Annotated in this window: 10 protein-coding genes; all 10 read right to left on the bottom strand. The window is 67.9% G+C overall.

What is annotated here, in order from left to right:
* Window positions 1–14: 14 nt before the first annotated feature.
* The gene (gene earP, locus V7Z98_RS01260; protein WP_334156682.1) at window positions 15–1,223 is read right to left on the bottom strand and encodes an elongation factor P maturation arginine rhamnosyltransferase EarP; all 1,209 of its coding nucleotides are present in this window, start codon (window positions 1,221–1,223) and stop codon (window positions 15–17) included.
* Window positions 1,224–1,285: 62 nt separating this feature from the next.
* The gene (locus V7Z98_RS01255) at window positions 1,286–2,485 is read right to left on the bottom strand and encodes an Eco57I restriction-modification methylase domain-containing protein (RefSeq protein WP_442951795.1); all 1,200 of its coding nucleotides are present in this window, start codon (window positions 2,483–2,485) and stop codon (window positions 1,286–1,288) included.
* Between the two features lie 154 nt (window positions 2,486–2,639).
* Window positions 2,640–4,766 carry an HlyD family efflux transporter periplasmic adaptor subunit gene (locus tag V7Z98_RS01250; RefSeq protein WP_334156681.1) on the bottom strand — a complete coding sequence of 709 codons (2,127 nt, stop codon included), beginning with the start codon at window positions 4,764–4,766 and terminating at the stop codon, window positions 2,640–2,642.
* The gene (locus V7Z98_RS01245; RefSeq protein WP_334156680.1) at window positions 4,763–6,367 is read right to left on the bottom strand and encodes an efflux RND transporter periplasmic adaptor subunit; all 1,605 of its coding nucleotides are present in this window, start codon (window positions 6,365–6,367) and stop codon (window positions 4,763–4,765) included. The genes V7Z98_RS01250 and V7Z98_RS01245 overlap by 4 nt, the downstream gene beginning before the upstream one ends.
* A 13-nt stretch (window positions 6,368–6,380) precedes the next feature.
* Window positions 6,381–6,623 (bottom strand): hypothetical protein, encoded by a 243-nt coding sequence (locus tag V7Z98_RS01240; RefSeq protein WP_334156679.1) that lies wholly within the window; start codon window positions 6,621–6,623, stop codon window positions 6,381–6,383.
* 108 nt (window positions 6,624–6,731) lie between these two features.
* Window positions 6,732–14,210, bottom strand: coding sequence for a DUF4347 domain-containing protein (locus V7Z98_RS01235; protein WP_334156678.1), 7,479 nt, complete (start codon window positions 14,208–14,210; stop codon window positions 6,732–6,734).
* A 49-nt stretch (window positions 14,211–14,259) separates the two neighbouring features.
* Window positions 14,260–15,075 (bottom strand): efflux RND transporter periplasmic adaptor subunit, encoded by an 816-nt coding sequence (locus tag V7Z98_RS01230; protein WP_334156677.1) that lies wholly within the window; start codon window positions 15,073–15,075, stop codon window positions 14,260–14,262.
* Complete coding sequence (locus V7Z98_RS01225; protein WP_334156676.1) at window positions 15,072–17,036, bottom strand: TolC family protein; 1,965 nt, start codon at window positions 17,034–17,036, stop codon at window positions 15,072–15,074. The genes V7Z98_RS01230 and V7Z98_RS01225 overlap by 4 nt, the downstream gene beginning before the upstream one ends.
* Window positions 17,037–17,242: 206 nt before the next feature.
* Complete coding sequence (locus V7Z98_RS01220) at window positions 17,243–17,935, bottom strand: response regulator transcription factor (RefSeq protein ID WP_334156675.1); 693 nt, start codon at window positions 17,933–17,935, stop codon at window positions 17,243–17,245.
* On the bottom strand, window positions 17,932–19,881 hold the full coding sequence (locus V7Z98_RS01215; RefSeq protein ID WP_293261417.1) for a sensor histidine kinase: 1,950 nt from the start codon (window positions 19,879–19,881) through the stop codon (window positions 17,932–17,934). Before V7Z98_RS01215 ends, V7Z98_RS01220 begins: the two co-directional genes overlap by 4 nt.
* Window positions 19,882–19,930 lie beyond the last annotated feature (49 nt).

Genomic DNA, 19,930 nt, shown 5'->3' with positions numbered 1-19,930 from the left:
GAAATAAAAACCCGCTATTTTAACCTGTTAGCGCAAAACCGCACCAGCGCCGCCGCCAGATTTTCCTGGTCGGCCAGCCGGTCGCACCACGCCTCGGCATGAGCCGCGAGGGCGGGCAGTGCCGTGCTGAAGGCGGCCCAGGCGCCGGCCAGGCCGGCGTCGCCCGGCGCCGCGTCGTTCCAGGTTCGCCAGAAGCCGGTCAGGGCGTCCGCGGCGGCAGTGGGCAGGCCGGCGCGATAGCGTTCCAGAAAGGCTTCCAGCTTGATGCGGTGAGCCTCTTCGTCCTGGGGGTAGATCTGCCAGACGAAGGGCCGAGCCGCCCACTGGGCGCGCACGAAGGAATCCTCGCCGCGCACCAGGTTGAGGTCGGCGCTCCACAGCAGCCGGTCGAAGCCTTCCTGGGGCAGGAAGGGCAGGGGATGCAGGGTCAGGGCGCCCACCCGCAGGGGCCGGCCTTCGCTGAGCGCCTCGCCGCTCCAGGCCGAGGCCGCTTCCCGGGCGTGGCGGTCGAGCAGCAGCAGGCGCGTGGGGGGCGCATCGTGGCCGTTCATGGCCTGGAACAGGTCGGCCAAGCGGGGGCTGGCGTAGGCGAAGAGATTGACCAGCTGCTCGCCAGGAGCCAGGTCGATGCCCTGGACGGCGAGAAAGGCCTGGCGCTCGCCGCTGCCCGGGGCCTGGAAGCGGCAGCGCGCCTCGATCAGGCCGGCTTCGCGCAGCAGCCCGCCGGTGCGCGGCGTGAAGCCGGGAAAGAAGAAGTGCTTGTCCAGACCGAGGCGCGGGTGGCGCGAAACCATCCGGTGGCAATCCTCCACCCAGGCTTCGGCGGACAGGTATTCCAGGTTGAGCCAGACCGGAGGCGGCGACTGGCGGGCCATGGCGGCCTCGGCCTCGTCGGGCAGCGGGCAAGCGAAGGCTTCCACCACCACCTGACCCAGGTCGGCGGGCACGGCAAAGGGGCCACCTTGGCGAGGCCAGTGATGCACGGTAACGCCGTTCAGGCTCTGCCGTTCCCGGCCCGAATCCAGTCCGGGGGCGAGGCGGGAGAAGGCCCCCAGGTCGTCCACCCACAGGCGCACCTGCTGGCCGTAGTCGTGGGCCAACTGCCGGGCCAGGCGCCAGCAGACGCCGATGTCGCCGTAGTTGTCCACCACGGCGCAAAAGATTTCCCAGCGCAGGACGGGGAAATCGTTCCGGGACGCGTTGGGAGGTGCGGTATCGGGCATGGCGGCGGTAGGGACAAAAAGCGGAGGCACCCCGGATGGTGGCCGGGGGGAGGTTCAGCGCCTCAGTCCGGCAGCAGGGTGCGGAAGACGGGGGGCAGCAGGCAATTTTGCAGGCTACGCTGGCCGAAGATGTAGCGGCCGTCGCAGACGAAGCCCAGTTCGTCCCAGTCCACGGCGGTGTTGAGCAGTTCGACGGCCCGTGCCAGGTCGATGCCCGGATGGCGGGGGAAGAGACCGAGCAGGGCGCCGTCGAAGTTGGGGCAGGCGTGGAGGAAGAAGGGCGCCTTGCGCCGGGTCCGGCCGTTCACGTAGATGCGCGGGCCGCTCAGGGCGGGCAGGCCCCGGCCCCATTGCCACCAGTTGGTTTCGTCGAAGCGCTTGATGCGCCGGGTGATGAGCCGGCCCTTGTGGGGTTCCAGGTGGGGGTGGCGCACGTCGAACAGCATGCGCCGGGTTTCGCCGGTTTCGGCGGTCTTGGAGCAGACGAACTCCAGGTTGCCGTCGGGGTGCTCGAACAGGTCGTCGGCGCCGGAGACCGCGCCCACCTTGACTTCGAACAGGGCCGAGAAGGGCAGGCGCTGCTCCTGGTCGCCGCTGGCGAGAAAGAGCAGTTGCCCATCGGCCAGGGTGAAGGTCCGGCCGTCGTGCAGGCGGCGGTCGAAGCGCCCCTTCTCGAAGCGGAAGATGGCACAGTTGGGCACCGCCCCCTCGAAGATGCGCGCATCGCCGGTTTCGAGGAAATCGGTGATGGTGCCCTGGGCGAACAGCCAGGTATTGAGGCGCCGGGCGGCAGTGAGCTTGAGGAAGTCCCGGGGCACGATGAAGATCAGCTCGCCGCCGTGCTCAAGATGCTGCACCGCCTTCTCGATGAAGAACAGGAAGAGGTTGGAGCGGGCATCGAACAGGTCGTGGGGCAGGCGCCGCCGCGTGGCCGGGCGGATGTCCTGGTAGCGCACGTAGGGCGGGTTGCCGATCACCGTGGCGAACTTCTCCCGCACCGGATAGGCGAAGAAGTCGCCGACGATGGCGCCGGGCGGAGCCACTCGAGGGTCGATCTCGATGGCCACGCACTCGCCCCCCTCCGCGGCGATGGCGCGGCTGAAGGCGCCGTCGCCGGCCGAGGGTTCCAGGGTGCGACCCCGGTTGCGGCGCAGGTCGAGCATCGCCTGCACCACGTCGGGCGGGGTAAATACCTGGCCCAGGCCGGCGACATTGCGGCCGGCGGCGGCGGGGGAAGGACGGCGGGGGGCGGGCACGGGAATGGGCGGGTGTGGTGCGGAAAGCGGCGGTGAAAAATCGGTGGACGACGATCTCGGCAGGCGTCAGCCGGCGCGGATTATCGCACTGTTGGCGCCCCGGCTGCAGGAAGCATGGCACGGGGCCGCGCCGGTGCCGCCCGGGGCGGGAGGTCGCCTGCTACCAGCCCGATTCCCGTACCAGCACGGCCAGGGCGGTGCGCAGGAAGTCGCCGAGCAGGGTCTTGGGAGTGCCGTAGATCACCAGATGGCCGCGCTGAACCTTGTCGGCCTCCCGGGCACCGGCGGCATCCTCGACCCGCAACACCACCCGGTAGACCGCATGGTCGGGCACCAGTTGGCCTTTGCGTTCGCGCACGATCAGCTCGCCGCCGTGGCTGTTGGCCAGGATGGGGTCGGACAGGGCACGGGTGGCGTCCCGGTCCACGCTGGCCACGCGCAGGCCCAAGGTGGGCAGCCCGCGGGTTTCGGGATAGAAGCGCCCGCCGTCGCCGACCTGGATGCGGGCCACCTCGCTCTCGCTCAGGTAGGTTTCCACCTGCCACTGGCCGGGGTCGGTGAGAACTGCCAGGGGTTCGATGCGGCTGACCCAGTCGCCGGGTCGCAGGTCCGGCTGGAGGTCGCGCAGCACGCCGTCGAAGGGGGCGGCCAGAACGTAGCGGCCCCGCTCCCGTTCGGCGCCGTCCTGTTCGCTGACGGCGGTGGCCAGTTCTTCCTGGGTGATCAACTGGCGGGCGCGCAGGGTGTCGTCGAAGCCTGCCACGTCCACCTGCCAGCCGAGGCGCTCGACCCGCTGGGTGGATTGCCGGGACCGGTATTCGGCATCGGGCGATTCCAGCACCACCAGCGGCGTGCCGGCGGCGACCCGGGTGCCGGCGGGCACCGGCAGGGACACCACCCGGGCGCTGCCGGGGGCGAACAGGGGGTAATGGCGGGCGGTACGCAGCACGCCCTGGCTGCCCACCTGGAAGTTCCACGGTACCAGGCCCACCAGGACGATGGCGGCGGCGATCCAGGCGCTGCGCCGGGCTCGGGGGCTTTGCCGGATACGGGGCCAGCGTTCCCGCCACTCCTTGATCTCGCTCCACAGGGGCTTGAGCACGAACCAGCCGATCTCCACGGCGAAGAGGAACAACCCCAGGGCCTTGAAGAACATGTAATAGACCATGGCGGCGATGCCGAGGAACAGGGTCAGGCGGTAGATCCACACTCCCCAGGCGAACAGGATCAGGCTGCGCTGGCGGGCGGGCGGCAGGTGCTCGGGTACAGGCTCGCCCAGGGCGAACAGGCGTTCGCGCATGTCCCAGCGGGCCAGGGCGAAGGCCCGGCTGTGCAGGTTGGGGAAATCGAGCCAGTCCGACAGCAGGAAATAGCCGTCGAAGCGCATGAACGGGCTGGCGTTGATCGCCAGGGTCGAAATCCAGGTGGTGGTGGCGAGCATGAAGGCCACGCCGCGCAGGGTGCCGTCGGGCAGCAGGGCCCAGGCCAGGGTGGCCCAGGCGGCCACCACCGATTCGGTGACGATGCCGGCAGCGCCTACGGCGAGGCGGTCGCGCCGCCGGGTGAGCTTCCAGGCTTCGTTGACGTCGGTGTAGGCCACCGGCCACATCACCAGGAAGGCCACGCCCATGGCCGGAACCCGGCAGCCCAGGCGGCGGGCGGTGAAACCGTGCCCCAGTTCGTGCAGGATCTTGACGAATACCAGGGCCACGGCATAGCCGGCGGCGCCTTTCCAGCTCAGGGTGTCCACCAGGGTGGCGGAAAAGGTTTCCCACTGCCGGTAGACCTCCACCAGCCCGAGCAGCAGGACTAGGCCAGTGAGGCGGAAGAAGCCGCGGCCATAGAACATCTCGACCTTGGGCAGCATCCGCTTCAGCCAGGCGTCGGGGCGTACCAGGGGCAGGCGGAAGAACAGGTAGTGGTGCAGCAGCCACTGGGTGACGGTGCTGTGGGTGGCCTTTTCCCGCTCCACCAGCCAGGCCGTGCCGCCGGGGCCGTCCACCCGGCACAGCTGGTTTTCCTGGAGAAAGCGCATCACCGCCAGCACCTCGTCGCTTTCCAGGTGCAGGGTGGTGGCCGCGCCGACGGCTTCGGCGATGGCCTCGGCCGTGCCCAGGTGCCAGTGGGAGAGGATTTCGAAGGTGGGCCAGTCGATGCGGAAAAAAGCGTTGCGCACCGGGTCCTGGAGGCTCCAGGTGGGGGCGCCGTCGGCGGCCGCCGGTCCGGGGTGCAGGGTCAGTTCTTCGCGCAGCGGGAGCAGGGGCGTGCTGGCCGGGGTGACGCTCATAGGCCGGTCACCTGTCGCAGGATGGCCAGGGGACGACGCAGCACCCAGTAGGACAGGGGCACCCAGGGGCCGCGAATCTTGGTGGTGCCCTTCATGCCTACCCGGGGCGGGGTCTCACCGGGTTCGAGGCGGGCGCGCAGCCGGTAGGCGTAGCTGGAATCGGGGCGGGGCACCGCCTCGTGGGCGTAGTAGCGCACCCGGGCTGAAACGGGGGAGAGGGGGGCCGCGTTGAGGTAGAGGGTCACTGCTGCATCCTCGGGAAGGGCAATGCCGTCCCCCAGGGTGATCCAGGCTTCCACCTCCACGTCGTGCTCGTCGGCCACGGTCATGATGCGTTCGCCGGTGTTCACCGGCTTGCCCACCCATTCGCTCGGGTCGTCCATCAAGGCGATGCCATCCAGGGGGGCGGTCACCTGGGCGCGGGCCAGTTGGGATTCCAGGTACTCGGCCTCGGTCCGACGCTCGGCGATGCGCCCCTGGAGCAAGGCCAGTTGGGCCTTGCTCTTGGCTTCGAACACGGCCTGCTGGGCCGACTGGCGGTATTCGGCCTCGGCCGTGGCCAGGCCCTGGCGGGCGACCTGGAGGCGGGATTCCAAGGTGGTCAGGTCGAGTTGGAAGAGGGCATCGCCGGCCTTGACCCGGCTGTTGGGCGATACGAAGAACTTGTCCACCGTGCCTTCCAGGGGCGCCCGGATCACTGCCGGATGGGCCGGCACCAATTCGCCGGGGGCCAGGATGGTGAGGCGCACGGGAAAACACAGGAAAAGCAGGGCCAGGGCCGTGTAGCGGCGGCGGGGGCGTCGCCAGGTGGTCCGGCAGCCGTTCACCAGGGCCTGGCCGGCACGGCGCAGGGGGGCGCCCCAGCGCCAGGGGCGGACCAGGGTCAGGGTCAGGTCGCGCCAGGGCAGGCGTGCGAACCGTCCGGCCGCTGCCGAGATACCGTGCCACCAAGCCCGGGGGCTGCGCAGCGTATGCCAGAGGGCACGCATCTGTTCGCTGCTGGGCAAGGTTTCGGCCAGCTGGGTGCGCAGTTGCCGCAGGCGCGAGGCCGTAGACGGCCGGCGCAGATCGGCCCAGCGGTGGGCGCAGATGTCGGCCCATTCGGCCAGCAGGCCGGCTTCACCGGAACTCCATTCACCGTCCCGGGCCAACAGCAGGGCGCCATGCTGCGGCACTTCATCCTGACGGCGGGATGCGGTCACGGCCGGCAGGGGAAGCCACAGGGCGTGGCTGGGCAGCCATTCCTGCCATTCGGCGGCGAGCTCGGGGGGGAGCTGGCGGGCGTCCACCGCCCGGGGACCTTTTCCCTCGGCGGCATCGAAGGCGGCGCACACCCGTTCCAGCCATTGCACGTAAGGAGCGTTGGCTTCCGGGGAGACCACTCCGGACAGGCTGGCCACCCCCCGGTCGGCGAACCAGAGGACGCCCTGGCGGTAGGCTGCCAGGGCGTTGGTTTCGTTGACCATGATGAAGCCCAGTTCCGTCGGGGCCGTGGCATGGCGGGCCCGGCGGGCCAGGTGGAGCAGGGTGCCGAGGGCCAGGGCTTCGACGTTGGGGGCTTCGCCCTCGGGGGCGGTTGGGGCGGAATGGTGCGGCGTCATGGCAGGCGGACGTTCAGTCCGATGGGGCGGTGCGGTGGCGGGGTGGTCGCGGAGCGGTGGCGGCCGCTTTTACGTTGGTGCCGGGGGGGCGCTCTCCGGCGTGGGAGGTATCCGGAATCTTGGTTGGAGTGGGCTGCTCCACCGCCATGGCCTCGGCTTTCCCGTGGAATCCCCCCAGGCCGGGTACCGCGGCGGGCAGCGAGAGGTTCTGGGTCAGAGCTAGGCCGAACAGGGAGGTCAGGACAAGGCGCCGCATCCAGCGGGGACGCGGTGCGAGAAAGAGAAATTGCTTTCTGGCCACTTCGATGCTCAAAAAAATTGCCGGGAAGCCAAGGCCTCCCGGCGTGAGGTGATTGATTCGGGCTCAGGCGGCGCGCTTGGCTACCGTGGCCGCCCGGGCCAGTTTGACCAGATTCAGCCGCTCGGCGTGGCGGGCGTGGCTGCCCGCGCTGCGCAGCTGCTCGCTTAGCGCGGCCTTGCCGACCGTGGCGTCGCCGACGCGGATGCGGAAGCGCTGGGTGGCCACGTTGCCATTGCTGTCCCGGGCGGTGATGACGACTTCCAGGTCGCCTTCGTAGCCCAGGGGCGGCGTGCCGCGGAACACCCCCTTGCCGCCGTCGAACTCGACCCACGGGGGCAGCGGGGTGCCGTCCGACAGGGTGGCGTGGAGGGTGATCACCGCATCGGTCTTGGTGTGGACGAAGGCATCCACCGGCACACTGACCTTGAACAGCTTGTTGATCGGCAGGTCCTGGTCGTCCAGGGTACGGCCCGGCCGCAGGGACTGGGTATCGCTTTCGTTGCCGCTGCGCACCAGAATCTGGAAGCCTTCGGCCCGGGTCAGGCCTTCCTGGTTGCCCAGGCCGGCCACGGTCCGGTTGCCCGCCGATGCGGAGGAACCCGCCGAACCATTGCTGCCCTGGCCGTTGCCGCCAGATTCGTTCTGGCCGCGGCCGTTGCCGGCACCCGTACCTGTGCCGGCGTTGCTGCCAGCCCCGGTACCCGTGCTGGTCCCAGTGCCGGTACCCGTTTCGCCACCCAAGCCACCGCCGCCGCCCGGTCGTTCGCCGGGAATGCCGCCGGTGGTTGCCGGCGGGTTGTAACCCGGAATGCCGCCGTGGCCCGGCAGCTCGATGACCGGGGGCAGACCGCCCGGGGAGCCCGGGATGGTGCTCGGTTCGCCGGGGTGGCCGCCGGTGCCGCCGCCCGTGCCCGGGATGCCCGGGTGCCCCGGACCGTCGCCGGGAACGCCAGGCAGGCCCGGCGGCACGCCGGTGGTGCCGGGATGCGTGGGAGGCGTACCGCCAGGCTGGCCGCCGCCACCTGGGGTGGCGGGGGCTTCTGGCCGGACCGGGGGAACGCCGACGACGCGCAGGGTGAAGGTGGCCGAGGCGGGATGGTAGCCGCCGTCGGTGGCCGTCACCTTGATCGACAGGTCGCCGATGTCGCCGCCCTCGGGGGTGCCGGAGAAGGTCCGGGTGGCGGGGTCGAAGTGGAGCCAGGTGGGCAGGGGGCTGCCGTCGGCCCGGGTGGCCCGGTAGGTCAGGGTGTCGCCGTCGCTGTCGGTGAAGGTGTTCGCCGGCAGCGTGACGTTGAAGGGCACCGATTCGGTGGCCGCGGGCAGCACAGGCGGGTTGGCCAGCACCGGGTCGGCGTTGGTCACCTGCTTGAAGGCGGAGTAAGCGGGCTGGGAATCGAGCTCGCCGTCGTTGGCGATGACCTTGATCCGGACGAACTTGCCGATGTCGGCGCCGCTGACCTTGTACTGGGCCAGGGTGGCGCCGTCGATGTCGCGCAGGTTGGTGCCGCTGGCGTCGTCGGCGATCTGCCACTGGTAACGGTAGGTCAGCTCCGACAGGGGGGTATCAACGTCGTTCCAGGTGCCGTGTCCGGTCACCGTGCCGTTCTGGCGCAGGGTGCCATCCTCGCGCAGGTCGCCGCTCAGTGCGGGCGGCGTGACGTTGACCGGGGCATCGTTCACCGGAGTGATGAAGATGCGGATCTGGGCCATTTCGGACGACTGCTGCGAGTTCTGGAAGTAGTAGTGGAAGGTCTCGAACCCGTTCCAGTCCGGGTCGGGGGTGTAGACGAACTTGCCCTGATCGAGGGTGGTGCCGGGCTGCAGCATCAGGTTGCCGTGGGCCAGGCGGTAACCCGCCAGGTTGCCATTGCCATCCAGAATTGCTTCGTCGGGCCCGAAGTTCTTCATCAGATCCGGCATGCCGGGTACTGGCGTTCCCAGGAAGTAATGTGCGTTGGTCAGGTTGAGGTCCACCACCAGACGGGACAGGTCGACGCTGATCGCCCTGCTGTCTTCCTCGGCCACGTAGTTCTGGCTGTGGGCGGTGGGAGCGCCGGGAATGACGAGGATGTCGCCGCTGCGTGTGGCGTTGAGGCCGCCGCTGTCGGTCACCGACAGGGTGAGCCGGTCGTTGCCGGTTTCCACCGAATCCCGGGCCAGACCCGGGGTATAGGCGACCCCGTTGGAGGCACCCAAGGTGGCGTTGATCTGGGCCAGGGTGCCGCGCAGGGTCACCTGGCCGGTGCCGTTGCCGGTGATGTCGGTGGCGCGCAGGCCGCCGGCGATGGTGGTATCCAGGGTGAAGCTGCCGTAGCGGTTGCCGCCCCCCAGGTCGCGGCTGGACAGCACCACGGTCATCACGCCGGTTTCGTCCACGTCGGTCACCGACAGGCCGCGGATGTAGGTGGTGGCGCTCGGGTCGGCGTTGGTCCGTTCCGTGACCATGGCCGTGCCGGGCAGGCCCGCCACCGGCGGGTCGTTGACCGGCACCACGTCCATGTGGGCCTGCTTGGTCGCCTGGCTGATGCTGTCGCTCAGGGTGAACTGGATGGTGCGCTGGGCCGCGCTCGGGTTGTTCGAGGTGGACGAGAAACCGATGCTGCGGGCCAGGGCCTGGACCGATTCGACGTTGGCCGCACCATTCAGGCGGATGCGCAGGGGCTGGCCGCCCAGGCCGTTCTCGGTAGCGTCGATGGTGCCGATGACGGTGCCGTTGTAGGTGACGTTGTTGCCGCTGATGTTGATCAGGTTGTCGGCGTTGCCCACCACCGTCAGCTTGTCCGTAGCCTCGCCGTTGCCGTTGAGGGCCACCTGCAGGTAACCGCCGTTGAAGTTGTTCTCCGGCGCGAGCAGGCGGATGTTGCCGTCAATGATCGTCGGTGCGGCTTTTTCGGTGTAGCTGTTGCGGGCGCCGTTGCTGTCGAACCAGACCGGCTCGTAGACGTTCTCCACGTCGATGACGAAGGTCTGGTCGAAGGTCAGGCCGCCTTTGTCGGTCGTGCGGATGGTGACCGTATGGGTGCGCGCCGTCTCGTAGTCGATGTTGGCGCCGGGCTTGACGATCAGACGGTTGCCGGAGATGGCGAACTTGTCCATGTCGCCGCCGACGATGCTGTAGGTGTGGGCATCGCCCGCATCCTGGTCGGTGGTGCCCAGGGTGCCGATGATGGTGCCGCCGGCGCTGTTTTCCACCACCGTGTGCCCCGACAGGGAAATGGCGCTGGGCGCTTCATTGACGTCGATCACCGGAATGGTGAAGGTCTTTTCGAACGACAGCTCGTGGCCCGGCCCTTCGCCGCCACCGCTGTCGGTGACGCGCAGGGTGACGGTGTGGGACTGGGCCGTTTCGTAGTCGAAGTTCGCTCCAGGGGCGACCTGCAGTTCCCAGGTGCCGGCCGCGTTCTTCACCACCTTGAAGTAGCCGTCGCTGTCACCATAGGTGCCGTCGGCGCGCTTGATCTGGTAGGTGAAGTTGGTGTCGTCCACGTCGGCGGTGGACAGGGGAGTAATCACTGTTCCCGGGGGGCTGTTCTCGGTGACGGCAACCCCGGCGGTGCGCACGCCGCCGTCCCGCACCTGCCAGAGGAAGACGCCGGCCTGGCCGATGTTGCTCATGCTCGCCAGGTTGCTCATCTGGGAGGTCATGGACCCTTCGATTTCCGAATAGGTCTTGCGGTCGCCGGCCGACCAGCCGGCCGAGGTCCAGGCGCCATGCTGGGCCCAGCCCACCTGCTCGTAGCGGAACTCGATGTCGAAGTCGCCGTTGCCCTTGTCCCAGAGGCGGATCTGGAAGGCATTGGCCACGTTGGTCCGGTTGCTGTATTCGCCCACGTCGTCGAAGGTGATGGTGACCACCTTGTTGACCGGGTCCTTGGCGACGTAGATGCGGTTCGACCCGGTGGAATTGCCGCCGTCGGCTCCCCAGTTGGCGGTGGACTTACCGCCCCGGGTGTCGAAGTCGAGGAACATCGGGGCGATGATAGGCACGGTGGATTGGCTGATGCCGCTCGGCGTGTAGGAGGTCATCCCTTGGCCGAAGGTGACGTAGCCGTTCCAGCCGACGTAAAACTGGCCGCCGGTGTAAGTCTTGCCGCAGAAGTTGAAGCCGTCCGGGAACACGTCCGAGACGTTGATGGCGGTGAAACCGTCGTCGCCGATGGGAATGAGGATGTTGCCGAAATCGGCGTTGGTGTAGCGGCCGTCGGCGTTTTCGCCCGGGGTGACGGTCGGGTGGCCCAGGCCAGTGACGAGGTTGTGGCCGGGCGCGACGTTGGTGGTGCCCCAGGCCCCGTTACCGGCGCTGTTGCCGAAGACGATATCGGTAGGCGCGTTGTTGGTGGGCTCGACATGCACCGTGTAATCGACGCTGCCCACGGCGACGCCGCCATTAGCCGTGCCGCCGCCGTCGTTCAGGCTCAGGTGCAGGTTGCGGTCGCCGACCACCGGGTTCTGGGAGGTATTGAAGAACTGCAGGTTCTTCATCACCGCTTCGACGGCCTGCCGGGTCACGTTGGCCGGGTTGACCACCGGCGGCACGCTGCTGGCGAAGGTGATGGTGATGCTCTTGCCTTCGTTGGTGGAGGAAAAGACGCCGACGACGACGCCGCCATAGGTGATGGCGCCGGTGCTCTGGTTGATGGAAAACCCCACCTGGCCGGGGCCGGTGCCTTCGTTGCGCAGGGTCAGCTGGTCGCCGGCCTGGCCGTTGGTGATGTTCACCGTCAGCACCGAGCCGCCCAGGTTGCCGTTGAACAGGTCATCGGAGAGGGTGATGCCGGGGGCGACGAGCACCGGGGTGTTGGCGGCGTTTTCCTTGTAGGTGACGTCGGGGCCGCTGCTGAGGATGGGGGCTTCGTTGACGTTGATGATGTTCAGCACCACCGCCTTGGTCGCGCTGAGTTCCCCGTCGGAAACCACCACGTTGAAGCTGTAGCTGGACTTGGTTTCGTAGTCCGGGCTGCCCTTGATGGTGACGACGCCGGTATGGGCGTCGATGTCGAGCAGGGCGGCGTCCGCGCCGCTCAGACTGTAGGTGAGGGTCGTCCCCGCATCCGGGTCGGTGGCGGTGGCGTGGTACACCACGGTGCCCGGAGCGACGTTTTCCAGCACGCTGGCGCTGCCGCCCGACGTGAACACCGGCGGCTCATTGACGTCGGTAATGGTGATGGTGACGGCCTTGGTAACGGTCGCCGTGCCATCGGAAACCGTCACGTTGAAGGTGTAGCTGGACTTGGTCTCGAAGTCCGGGCTGGCCTTGAAGGTTACGGCACCGGTCGAGGCGTTGATGTTGAAGGCGCTGGCGTCGGTACCGCTCAGGCCATAGGTCAGGGTGTCGCCGACGTCCACGTCGTAGGCCGTGGCCTGGTAGACCACGGTGCTGGTCGAGATATTTTCCGGAACGGTGGCGGAGGAGCCGGAGGTGATGACAGGCGGGTCGTTGACCGGGGTCACGGTCAGGTTGGCGTCGGCGGCGTTGGCGCTGAAATGGCCGCCACCGGTGCCGCTGGCATCGGCAGTACCACCGGAGGTGTAACCGCCGCCGTCCCAGGTCCGGTAGCTGAGCTTGGCGGTACCGTTCCAGTCAGCGTCGGGGACGAAACGCACCAGATCGGTGTTGGAGAGCAGACGGGCCGACGAGGCGATGTTCACCACGCTACCCGTGGTGTTGCTGAAGTTGTTCCAGGTGGTGCCGTCGCTGGAGTACTGCCAAGTGCCGTGGGTGTTGTCCACAGAGGTCACGGCGATGGGCGAGCCGAAAACCGTGCTCACCGCCTGGCCCGGGTTGCTCGTCGGGTCTTCGGGGATAGGGGTGAATGCCTTGTTATCCGCAGATGCAATTTCACTGAGGATGGTGGCGATGTCCCGGTTGTCGAGGGAGGTGTAGTAGGTGAAGGTGACCGACTGGCCCACCGCCAGGGTGCCCACGTCGAAGGCGATGGAAATGTAGGAGTCGGCGGTCAGCGTGCTGCCCTTGGCAGGAACGGAGCTATAGACGTTGCTGTCATAGATGCCGGCGGCGGGGGCAAGCCCGGAAGTGCCATAGGAAACCCGGGCCCGGTTGTCGCTGGAGTAGTAGAGGATGGTGGCCTGCTTGTTGCCGGCAGCAGTGTAGTAGGCATCGCCGACTGCGCTACGGGCGCTGACCACGGCGACCGAATCGCCCGCCTGGAAGGAGCGCTCGATGGTCTGGGTGGTGGTGAAGCCGCTGGCGCCGGCGATGTCCTCGGTGTTGTCCGGGTCGAAGCTGCGCATGAAGCGCACCGCATCGAGGATGCTGCCGCTGACGTTGGTCAGGGTGACGGTGTTCTTGAAGAAACGGTCGTCCTTGTTGAAGGAAATGACCTGCTCGACCTTGAGGTTGCCGCCGATGGTGCCCGTGACCTTGGCCGAGAGGGTGTCCCCCGAGGACTGGTCCACCACGGTCTGGCCGAAATTCTTGCCTTCCGTGGCAACCCCACCGATCTTGTAGCCGGCGTAGAAGCCTTCTTCGGGGGTGCCGGGCAGGAAGTAGTCGATGCGCAGGTCGGCACCCGTGCCGAAACCGTCAGCATCGCCGACCATGCCGATTCCCGGGAGCGAATCCTTGCGGCCGGCGAAATTGCCCGGCTTGTCGTTGGTACCGAACTTGCCGATCTGGTCTCCGGTACGGATGCCCAGCTCGATGTAGTTGCCGCCGAGGAAGATGCCGGTGGCGGTGCTGCCGGTATGGGCGCCGGGCAGAGCCAGGGTGTCGGCGTAGGCGTCCAGGGCATCGGGACGGAGCAGGGCCGCGGTTTCGATGGCGCCGGTGCGGGCTTCTAGGGTCCAGTTACCGCCCCGGGCGCTGGCGCCGGTGGTGTCGGTGGAGGCCGCCACATCCGCGCCGGTCGCCTGAGACAACTCGCCGATGAAACTGAGGCCGCCGCTGTCCTTGGCGATGTCACAACCGTAGAGGAGAAGGTCGGCACCCGGATTGAGGGCGGCGCCGATGGCGCTCAGGGCGCCTTGATAGGCGCCGATCGTGGTGTGATCCAGGTGGGCCGTGCCCAGAACCGCCATGCCCGATTCACCGTGGCTGACCAGGTGGATCGCATCGATGTCGGTACGACCCTGGAGGTAGTCGGCGATCTGCAGCACCCCGTCCCGGCTGGAATCGAGCAGGACGATCTCCAGGCCGGCATGCATGCTCGACACCAGGGTCTGCCACCCGGGGACCGCCGAATCCACGAAAACGATTTCCCGCCGTCCGCCGTTGGCCGAAGGGTCGCCCAGGGCGATGAGGCGGGGGCCGCCGCTCCTGGCCGTCTCGCCGACAGCCTTGTCGGCCTCGGTTGCCTGGGCCGCTTGGGTTGCCTGGGCTGTCTGGGTTACCTGATTTTGGCGCTCGGCGTTTGCCGCGCTTTCCTTGGCCGCCGCCTCCTGGGCGGCGCGCTCGGCGGCGGCAACAGCGGCGGCGGCCGTGTCCACGGCGGCGCCGTCGAACATCACGCGGGGTTCCAGGGCCATGGGGGCGGGAGCCCGGCGGGCGAGGCGGCGTTGGGAGGTGGAAGCGGCGGTTTTCATGGCGATCTCCGGAGTGGGGACGTCAATGCGGTATGGAGGCGGGCGCGGCTCAGGGATTGCCGGCGGGCGGAACGAGCTGGATCTTGCCGCTCATGCCGGCGATCAGTTCGGGGAAGTTGCCGTCGATGACGGCGGCGGCCTTGACCGACTGGCTGACCGGGTCGACCCGGGCGCCGATGCGGGTGATCTTGGCCGGGTATTCCCGGGCGGTCTCGTCGATGCGGACCTTGAAGCCGGTGCCGGGCTTGAGCCAGGACAGCCACTTGGAGGGGATGATGAATTCCAGTTCCAGAGTGCTGTCGTCGAGGATGTCGAGGAGAGCCTGGCCGGGCTGGACGAACTGCTGCTCGCGCACCTTCTGCTCGGCGACGCGGCCGGAGAAGGGGGCGGCCAGGGAACACTTGGACAGGGTGGCGTTCATCAGGTTGACGTCGGCCCGGGCCTTGGCCACTTCGGCCTCGGAGGTTTCCAATTCCACCTTGCCCACGGAGTTGAGTTCCGCCAGGCGGCGGTTGGCCGAGTAGGTCTTGTCAGCGGCGGCCATGGCCGCCTTGGCGCGCTGCAACTGGGCGCTTTGCAGCGAGCAGTCGAAGCTCACCAGCACCTGGCCGGCCTTGAAGCGTTCGCCTTCCTTGACGGTGATGCGGTTGATCTTCGCGCCCAGTTCGGCGCCCAGGGTGGTGTAGCGGCGCGGCGAAAGCTGGGCGCGGATCTCCTGGCGTTCCAGGGTCTGCTTGGCTGGTGCCGTTGCAGGGGCGCCGCCCGCCGCGGGGGCGGCGGGTTGGGCCAGGGCGAGGGGCGTCGCGGCCAGTAGGGGAAGCAGAAACGTCCCCCCGAAGCGACGGGGTGTGCGCAGCGGCATCATTGCGGGTACTGGGCCGAGGCCAGGGCGGCGGTGGCGCCGCTCTTGAGGGCCTGCCACTCGGCGGCGGTGGCGGGTTTGGACAGCTGGCCGACGTGGCGCACCTGGCCGAGGGGGCGGCCGGTGGCGTCGCTGACCGTCCACTCGATCACCGCTTCGCGCTTGCCCTGGCGGGGGACTCCCAGAACCAGGCGGCCGTTGGCGATGGCGGTGGCTTCGCCGGCGGAGGCGACCCAGGCGAAGTCGGCCTGGCTCACCGTCTGCCAGTTGAGGCTGGGAGCCCGGGCCGGCAGGGAGAACGAGGCGAGGAAGAAACGCTGGGCCGCCGCGTTGGCATCGCCTGGTTGGGCGGGCTCTGCGGCCGGCGCGATCGCTGCCGCAGTAACGGCGACGGGGGGCGCTACGGCCACGGACGGGGCGGCCGGCGCGGCTGCTGCGGGAGGCGGTGCGACGGGCGCCTGGAGGGCCTGGCTCCACTGGTTCATCGACTGTTCCAGCTGGGGGGTCAGCTGGGTCAGGGGCAGGGTGTTCAGGTCACCGACCTGGGGTTCCAGGCCGAGGGTGGCCTGGACCTTGCCATTGGCGGCATAGACCTGGGCCAGGGCCTGGTAGCGGCGCAGCAGGCTGACGATGGCGGCGGTGTTGTTGGAGATGCGCTCCAGCTTGCTCTGGGTCTGGGCTTCTTCCCGGTTGGCGCTGTGTTCGAAGATGCGCTGGTCCACCGACCAGATGGCGTCGGCGCGCTGGAACAGGCGGTAGGCGTTCTCGTACTGCTGGCGGGCCAGGTGCACCTGGGCCAGCACGGCCATCTGCACGGTCATGCGCTTTTGCTCGGCCAGCTTCTCGTTGGCTTCGGACAGGCGGGCGTTGGCCGGGGCGGACAGCAGGTTGAAGAGGTTCCAGCTGAGCTGGACGCCGGTTTCTTCCCAGCTCTTGTTGATCAGGTAGCTGTTCGAATCGTGCTTGCCGGTGTAGCTAAAGCTCAGGCCAGGGAACATCTTGAGCATGGACTTCTTGGTCTCGGCCACGGTGATGCGCACGTTGTAGAACTGTTCACGCAGATCGGCGTTGTTGGCCACCGCGGCTTCTTCCATGGCCTCGACGGGCAGGTCCTGGTAGGTCGGGGCGAGTTCCTTGCCGCCCGGCTCGGCCAGGCGGAAGGCGCTGCCCGGGGGCAGGTTGATCAGGGCGGCCAGTTCGATGCGGGCGGCGGACAGTTCCTGCTGGATGCTCTCGAGGATGCGCAGGTTTTCCAGCACGGTGCGCTGGTAGCGCAGGGCATCCATCGGGTTGCGCAGCTTCTCGCCTTCGGCCTTGCGGGAGTCATCCAGGGCCGCTTCGGCCATGGCAATGGTCTGGCGCAGCTCGCCTTCCAGCTTCTGGGCGCAGGCGGCGCGCCAGTAGGCGCTGCGCACGTCCTGGATCAGGTTGTGCATGGCCTTGCGCCGGCGTTCGGAGGCGATCAGCACCCGGTCGGCATTTTGCTTGGCGTTGAAGTAGCTGACACCGAAGTCGAGGATGTTCCAGCTCAGCCCCAGGTCGGTGGTGGTGTGGGACTTGTCCGAGGATATGTAGGGGTTGGCCAGGGAGGGCTTGCCGGTAACCGAATCCTTGGCCCGGGAGATGCTCTCGTTGTTGCGGCCGGAATAGCCGGCGGAAGCCACCAGCTTGGGCAGCATGTCATAACGGCTGACGTCGAGCTGCCCCATGGCCACGGCCTGCTCCATGAGCCGGTTGCGGTGGTCCAGGTTGTACTTGAGGGCCCGGGCCATGGCTTCGGCCAGGGTCAGGGGATGGTCCAGGGGCTCGACGTCGGCCTGGGAGGCTTGCCGGTCGGCACTGGTGATCTGTTTTTGCTCGTCCTGGGCAAGCGGCTGAGGCAGGGTCGAGCAGCCGGCCAGAACGGCGCCGAGGGTGAGCGGGAAAAGAACGGTACGGACAGAGCGGAACGGCTTTTTCGCCATTTTTTCATTCTCCAAGGCAGACGCCCCCAGCGGTGGGGAGGATTGCGGAGAATGGTAAGAAAAAGCGCTTGCCGTTAGCTGGCGAAAACTGGCATTTGCTAGCTTTTGCTGGAAAAGACGAAAAAAATCACGATTAGCCCCCTGTTTTGTCAGGAATCGCCAGCCATGGGCGTCATGTTTCCAGGAAAAACAGGGGGAAAACCCCCTCAGCCCTCGATGAGAATCGGGTCGATGAAGGCGTAACCGATGCCGCGGGCCGCCTTGAGTGGCGATTTGCCCGACGGAACGTGGGGGTCGAGCTTGCGGCGCATGCGGCTGACGATGGATTCCAGGTGGCGGAAATCAAAATCCAGGCCGGTTTTGCCCTGGGCGGTCACCAGTTCCTGGCGCGAGACCGTCTCGCCGCCCGCTTCGGCCAGGGCGTGGAGCACCCGGTTTTCCGACGAGGTGAGGGGCAGCAGGGTGCCGTTGGGGGCGCGCAGTTGCCAGCGAGTGGGATAGAGCACCCAGGCGCCGGCAGCGAGGGCGGTGGGGAAGGGCAGGCGGCGCAGCACGCTTTCCACCACGGCCGCCAGTTCGCGCATGTCCACGGGCTTGACCAAGTAATTGTCGGCGCCGGCCAGCAGGCCCTGCACCCGGTCGTCCAGGCTGCCCCGGGCGGTGAGCATGACGAGGCCCAGGTTGGGCCGCTGTTGCAGCTTTCGCGCGACTTCCAGGCCGTCCTCGTCGGGCAGGCCCAGATCCAGGATCACCAGGTCGGCGCCTTCCGCGTCCAGCAGGGCGTAGAGGCTGCGGGCATCGCCGGCGCCGCTGATCTGGTGGCCGGTCTGGTGACGCAGGTGGAAGACGACTTCATCCAGGAGGTCTGCATTGTCTTCGACGACGATGATCCGTTTCATACCGTTTTGCGTGAGGCGATGTCGGGAGGGGTGAGGGGAAGCCAGCAGCGGAAGCAGGCGCCGCCCCGGTAGTCCGGGTCGGCGTCGAGCCAGCCGCCATGGGATTGCACGATGCGGCGCGACAGGTAGAGGCCGAGCCCGAGGCCAGGCTTGGCGCTGTTTTCGCCGCCGCGAGTGTATTTGTCGAAGACCTTGCGTGCCAGCTCCGGCGCGAGGCCCGGCCCGTGGTCGATGATGCGCCACAGCACCCCGGGGCGCTTTTCATGGGTGCTGGCTTCGATGCTGATGTCGATGGACCCCGGGGCTGGAGCGTACTTGAGGGCGTTGTCGAGCAGGTTGCGCAGGACGACCACGAGCAGGGCCTGTTCGCCTTCCACCGCCGGCGGGTTGCCGATCCGGGTCATGCAGGTGCGGCGCCGTGCCTCGTCGCCGCTTTCGTCGATCAGCTCCAGGGTCAGGCGATCCAGTTCGATCCGCTCGACCTTGGTGAGCCAGCGGCCGGTCATGATCCGGTCTTCGGTCAGGCAAGCCTGCAAGGTGGTATCCATGCGCCGCACCGAGCCCTCGATGCGCTGGTAGCGGATCTGGCGCGGTTCCCCGGGCTGGGGGTCGAGCAGCCGCAGGCTCTGCATGGCGGCCGACACCACCGCGATGGGGGTGCGCAGCTCGTGGGCGATCATAGCCAGGAAACGGGTCTGGTCGTCCCGTATCAGTCGTTCCCGCTCGACGGCCTCCTGGGCCTGGATGCGCAGCTGGTTGGCCTCGGCGACACGCATGTGCACGCTGAAGTTGAACAGCAGCAGGTAGATCAGCGTCATCAGCTGGTTGCCGTTCAGCACCCACAGCAGGAAGGGCCCCAGCCCCACCAGCCCGGCCACGTTGAGGGTGCTGACGCCGACGTACATGCCCAGGGCGGCCACGTCGATCCAGCCGCTGCGGCCCCGCTGGCGCAGCAGGCGGCGAAAGACGAAGGGCAGGAACAGGTAGGTGGGCAGGGGCAGGAACATCAAGATCGGCGCCGTGTAGGAATAGAGCCCGAAGGGCACGCTGGCGGCGGTGATGAAGCCCAGGGCGACGCCGATCAGCATCACCACGTTGAGTATCGGGTGGTAGCGGGGGATTTCCAGCAATTCCCGCAGAAAGAAGAAGATCATGCCAGTGCTCAACCCCACCAGCACGCCGACCATGGAGCCCGCCAGCTCGGGATCGTCGGGCAGCAGGTATTGGGCGGTGAAACCATGCAGGGTCAGGGCGAGCAACTGCACCAGCAGGACCATGACGCCGAACTGCAGGTGCAGGGGTTCCCGGATCGCCAGCCAGGTGATCAGGCTGAGCAGAGCGCAGGCGAACAGCAGGCCCGATTGCAGCCCGAAGAACAGGTATTCCCGCTGCACTGCCGGGGCGAAGTCCGCTTCCTGCCAGAGTTGCAGGATGGCGGCCATGGAACTGGTGGAGCGCAGGCGCAGGTAATAGACGGAGGTGCCCTCGGGCACGGTGAGGCGGAAGGCGAAGCCCCGGTATTCCACCTCCCGGGTGGAAAAGGGCAGCAGGTCGCCGGAACGGTGCTCGCGCATCTCGCCGTGCCCGTCGGGCTCGTAGAGGCGCAGGTCGTCCAAGTAGGTGGGCAGCACATCGAGAATCCACTCGACCGGCGCCGTGCCGCTCCGGTCCAGAGTGAAGCGCAGCCAGTACACGTCCCGCACGTAGCCAGCTCCCAGGTTGCCGGGCAGGGGGGCGAATTTTTCCTGGGTCTCGGGGGCGGCCACTTGGCCGATGTCCAGCTTGCCCCCCTTGTCCACCAGGAACGACAGTTGTCCGCTGTCCAGGCTGAAGTGGCGGGTCTTGCCGTCCAGCACCAGCGATTGCGGCCCGGCGGCTGCCAGCAGTGCGCCGGGGCACGACAGGCAGAGGAGCAGGGCGAACAGGATGCGGGCGAACGGGACCATGGGGCGGCGATTATACCCATGGGTTGGCATGACGCCGGCGGCATCATGC

This window comes from Oryzomicrobium sp. (assembly GCF_036820405.1).
Lineage (GTDB): Bacteria > Pseudomonadota > Gammaproteobacteria > Burkholderiales > Rhodocyclaceae > Oryzomicrobium.
This window is presented reverse-complemented; position numbering and strand designations above follow the sequence as displayed.

Bases quoted from the DNA above. Each gene is read 5' to 3' on its own strand.
- V7Z98_RS01235 (WP_334156678.1), bottom strand. From the start codon at position 14,210: ATGAAAACCGCCGCTTCCACCTCCCAACGCCGCCTCGCCCGCCGGGCT.
- V7Z98_RS01250 (WP_334156681.1), bottom strand. From the start codon at position 4,766: ATGAGCGTCACCCCGGCCAGCACGCCCCTGCTCCCGCTGCGCGAAGAA.
- V7Z98_RS01220 (WP_334156675.1), bottom strand. From the start codon at position 17,935: ATGAAACGGATCATCGTCGTCGAAGACAATGCAGACCTCCTGGATGAA.
- V7Z98_RS01215 (WP_293261417.1), bottom strand. From the start codon at position 19,881: ATGGTCCCGTTCGCCCGCATCCTGTTCGCCCTGCTCCTCTGCCTGTCG.
- V7Z98_RS01225 (WP_334156676.1), bottom strand. From the start codon at position 17,036: ATGGCGAAAAAGCCGTTCCGCTCTGTCCGTACCGTTCTTTTCCCGCTC.
- V7Z98_RS01245 (WP_334156680.1), bottom strand. From the start codon at position 6,367: ATGACGCCGCACCATTCCGCCCCAACCGCCCCCGAGGGCGAAGCCCCC.
- earP (WP_334156682.1), bottom strand. From the start codon at position 1,223: ATGCCCGATACCGCACCTCCCAACGCGTCCCGGAACGATTTCCCCGTC.
- V7Z98_RS01240 (WP_334156679.1), bottom strand. From the start codon at position 6,623: ATGCGGCGCCTTGTCCTGACCTCCCTGTTCGGCCTAGCTCTGACCCAG.
- V7Z98_RS01230 (WP_334156677.1), bottom strand. From the start codon at position 15,075: ATGATGCCGCTGCGCACACCCCGTCGCTTCGGGGGGACGTTTCTGCTT.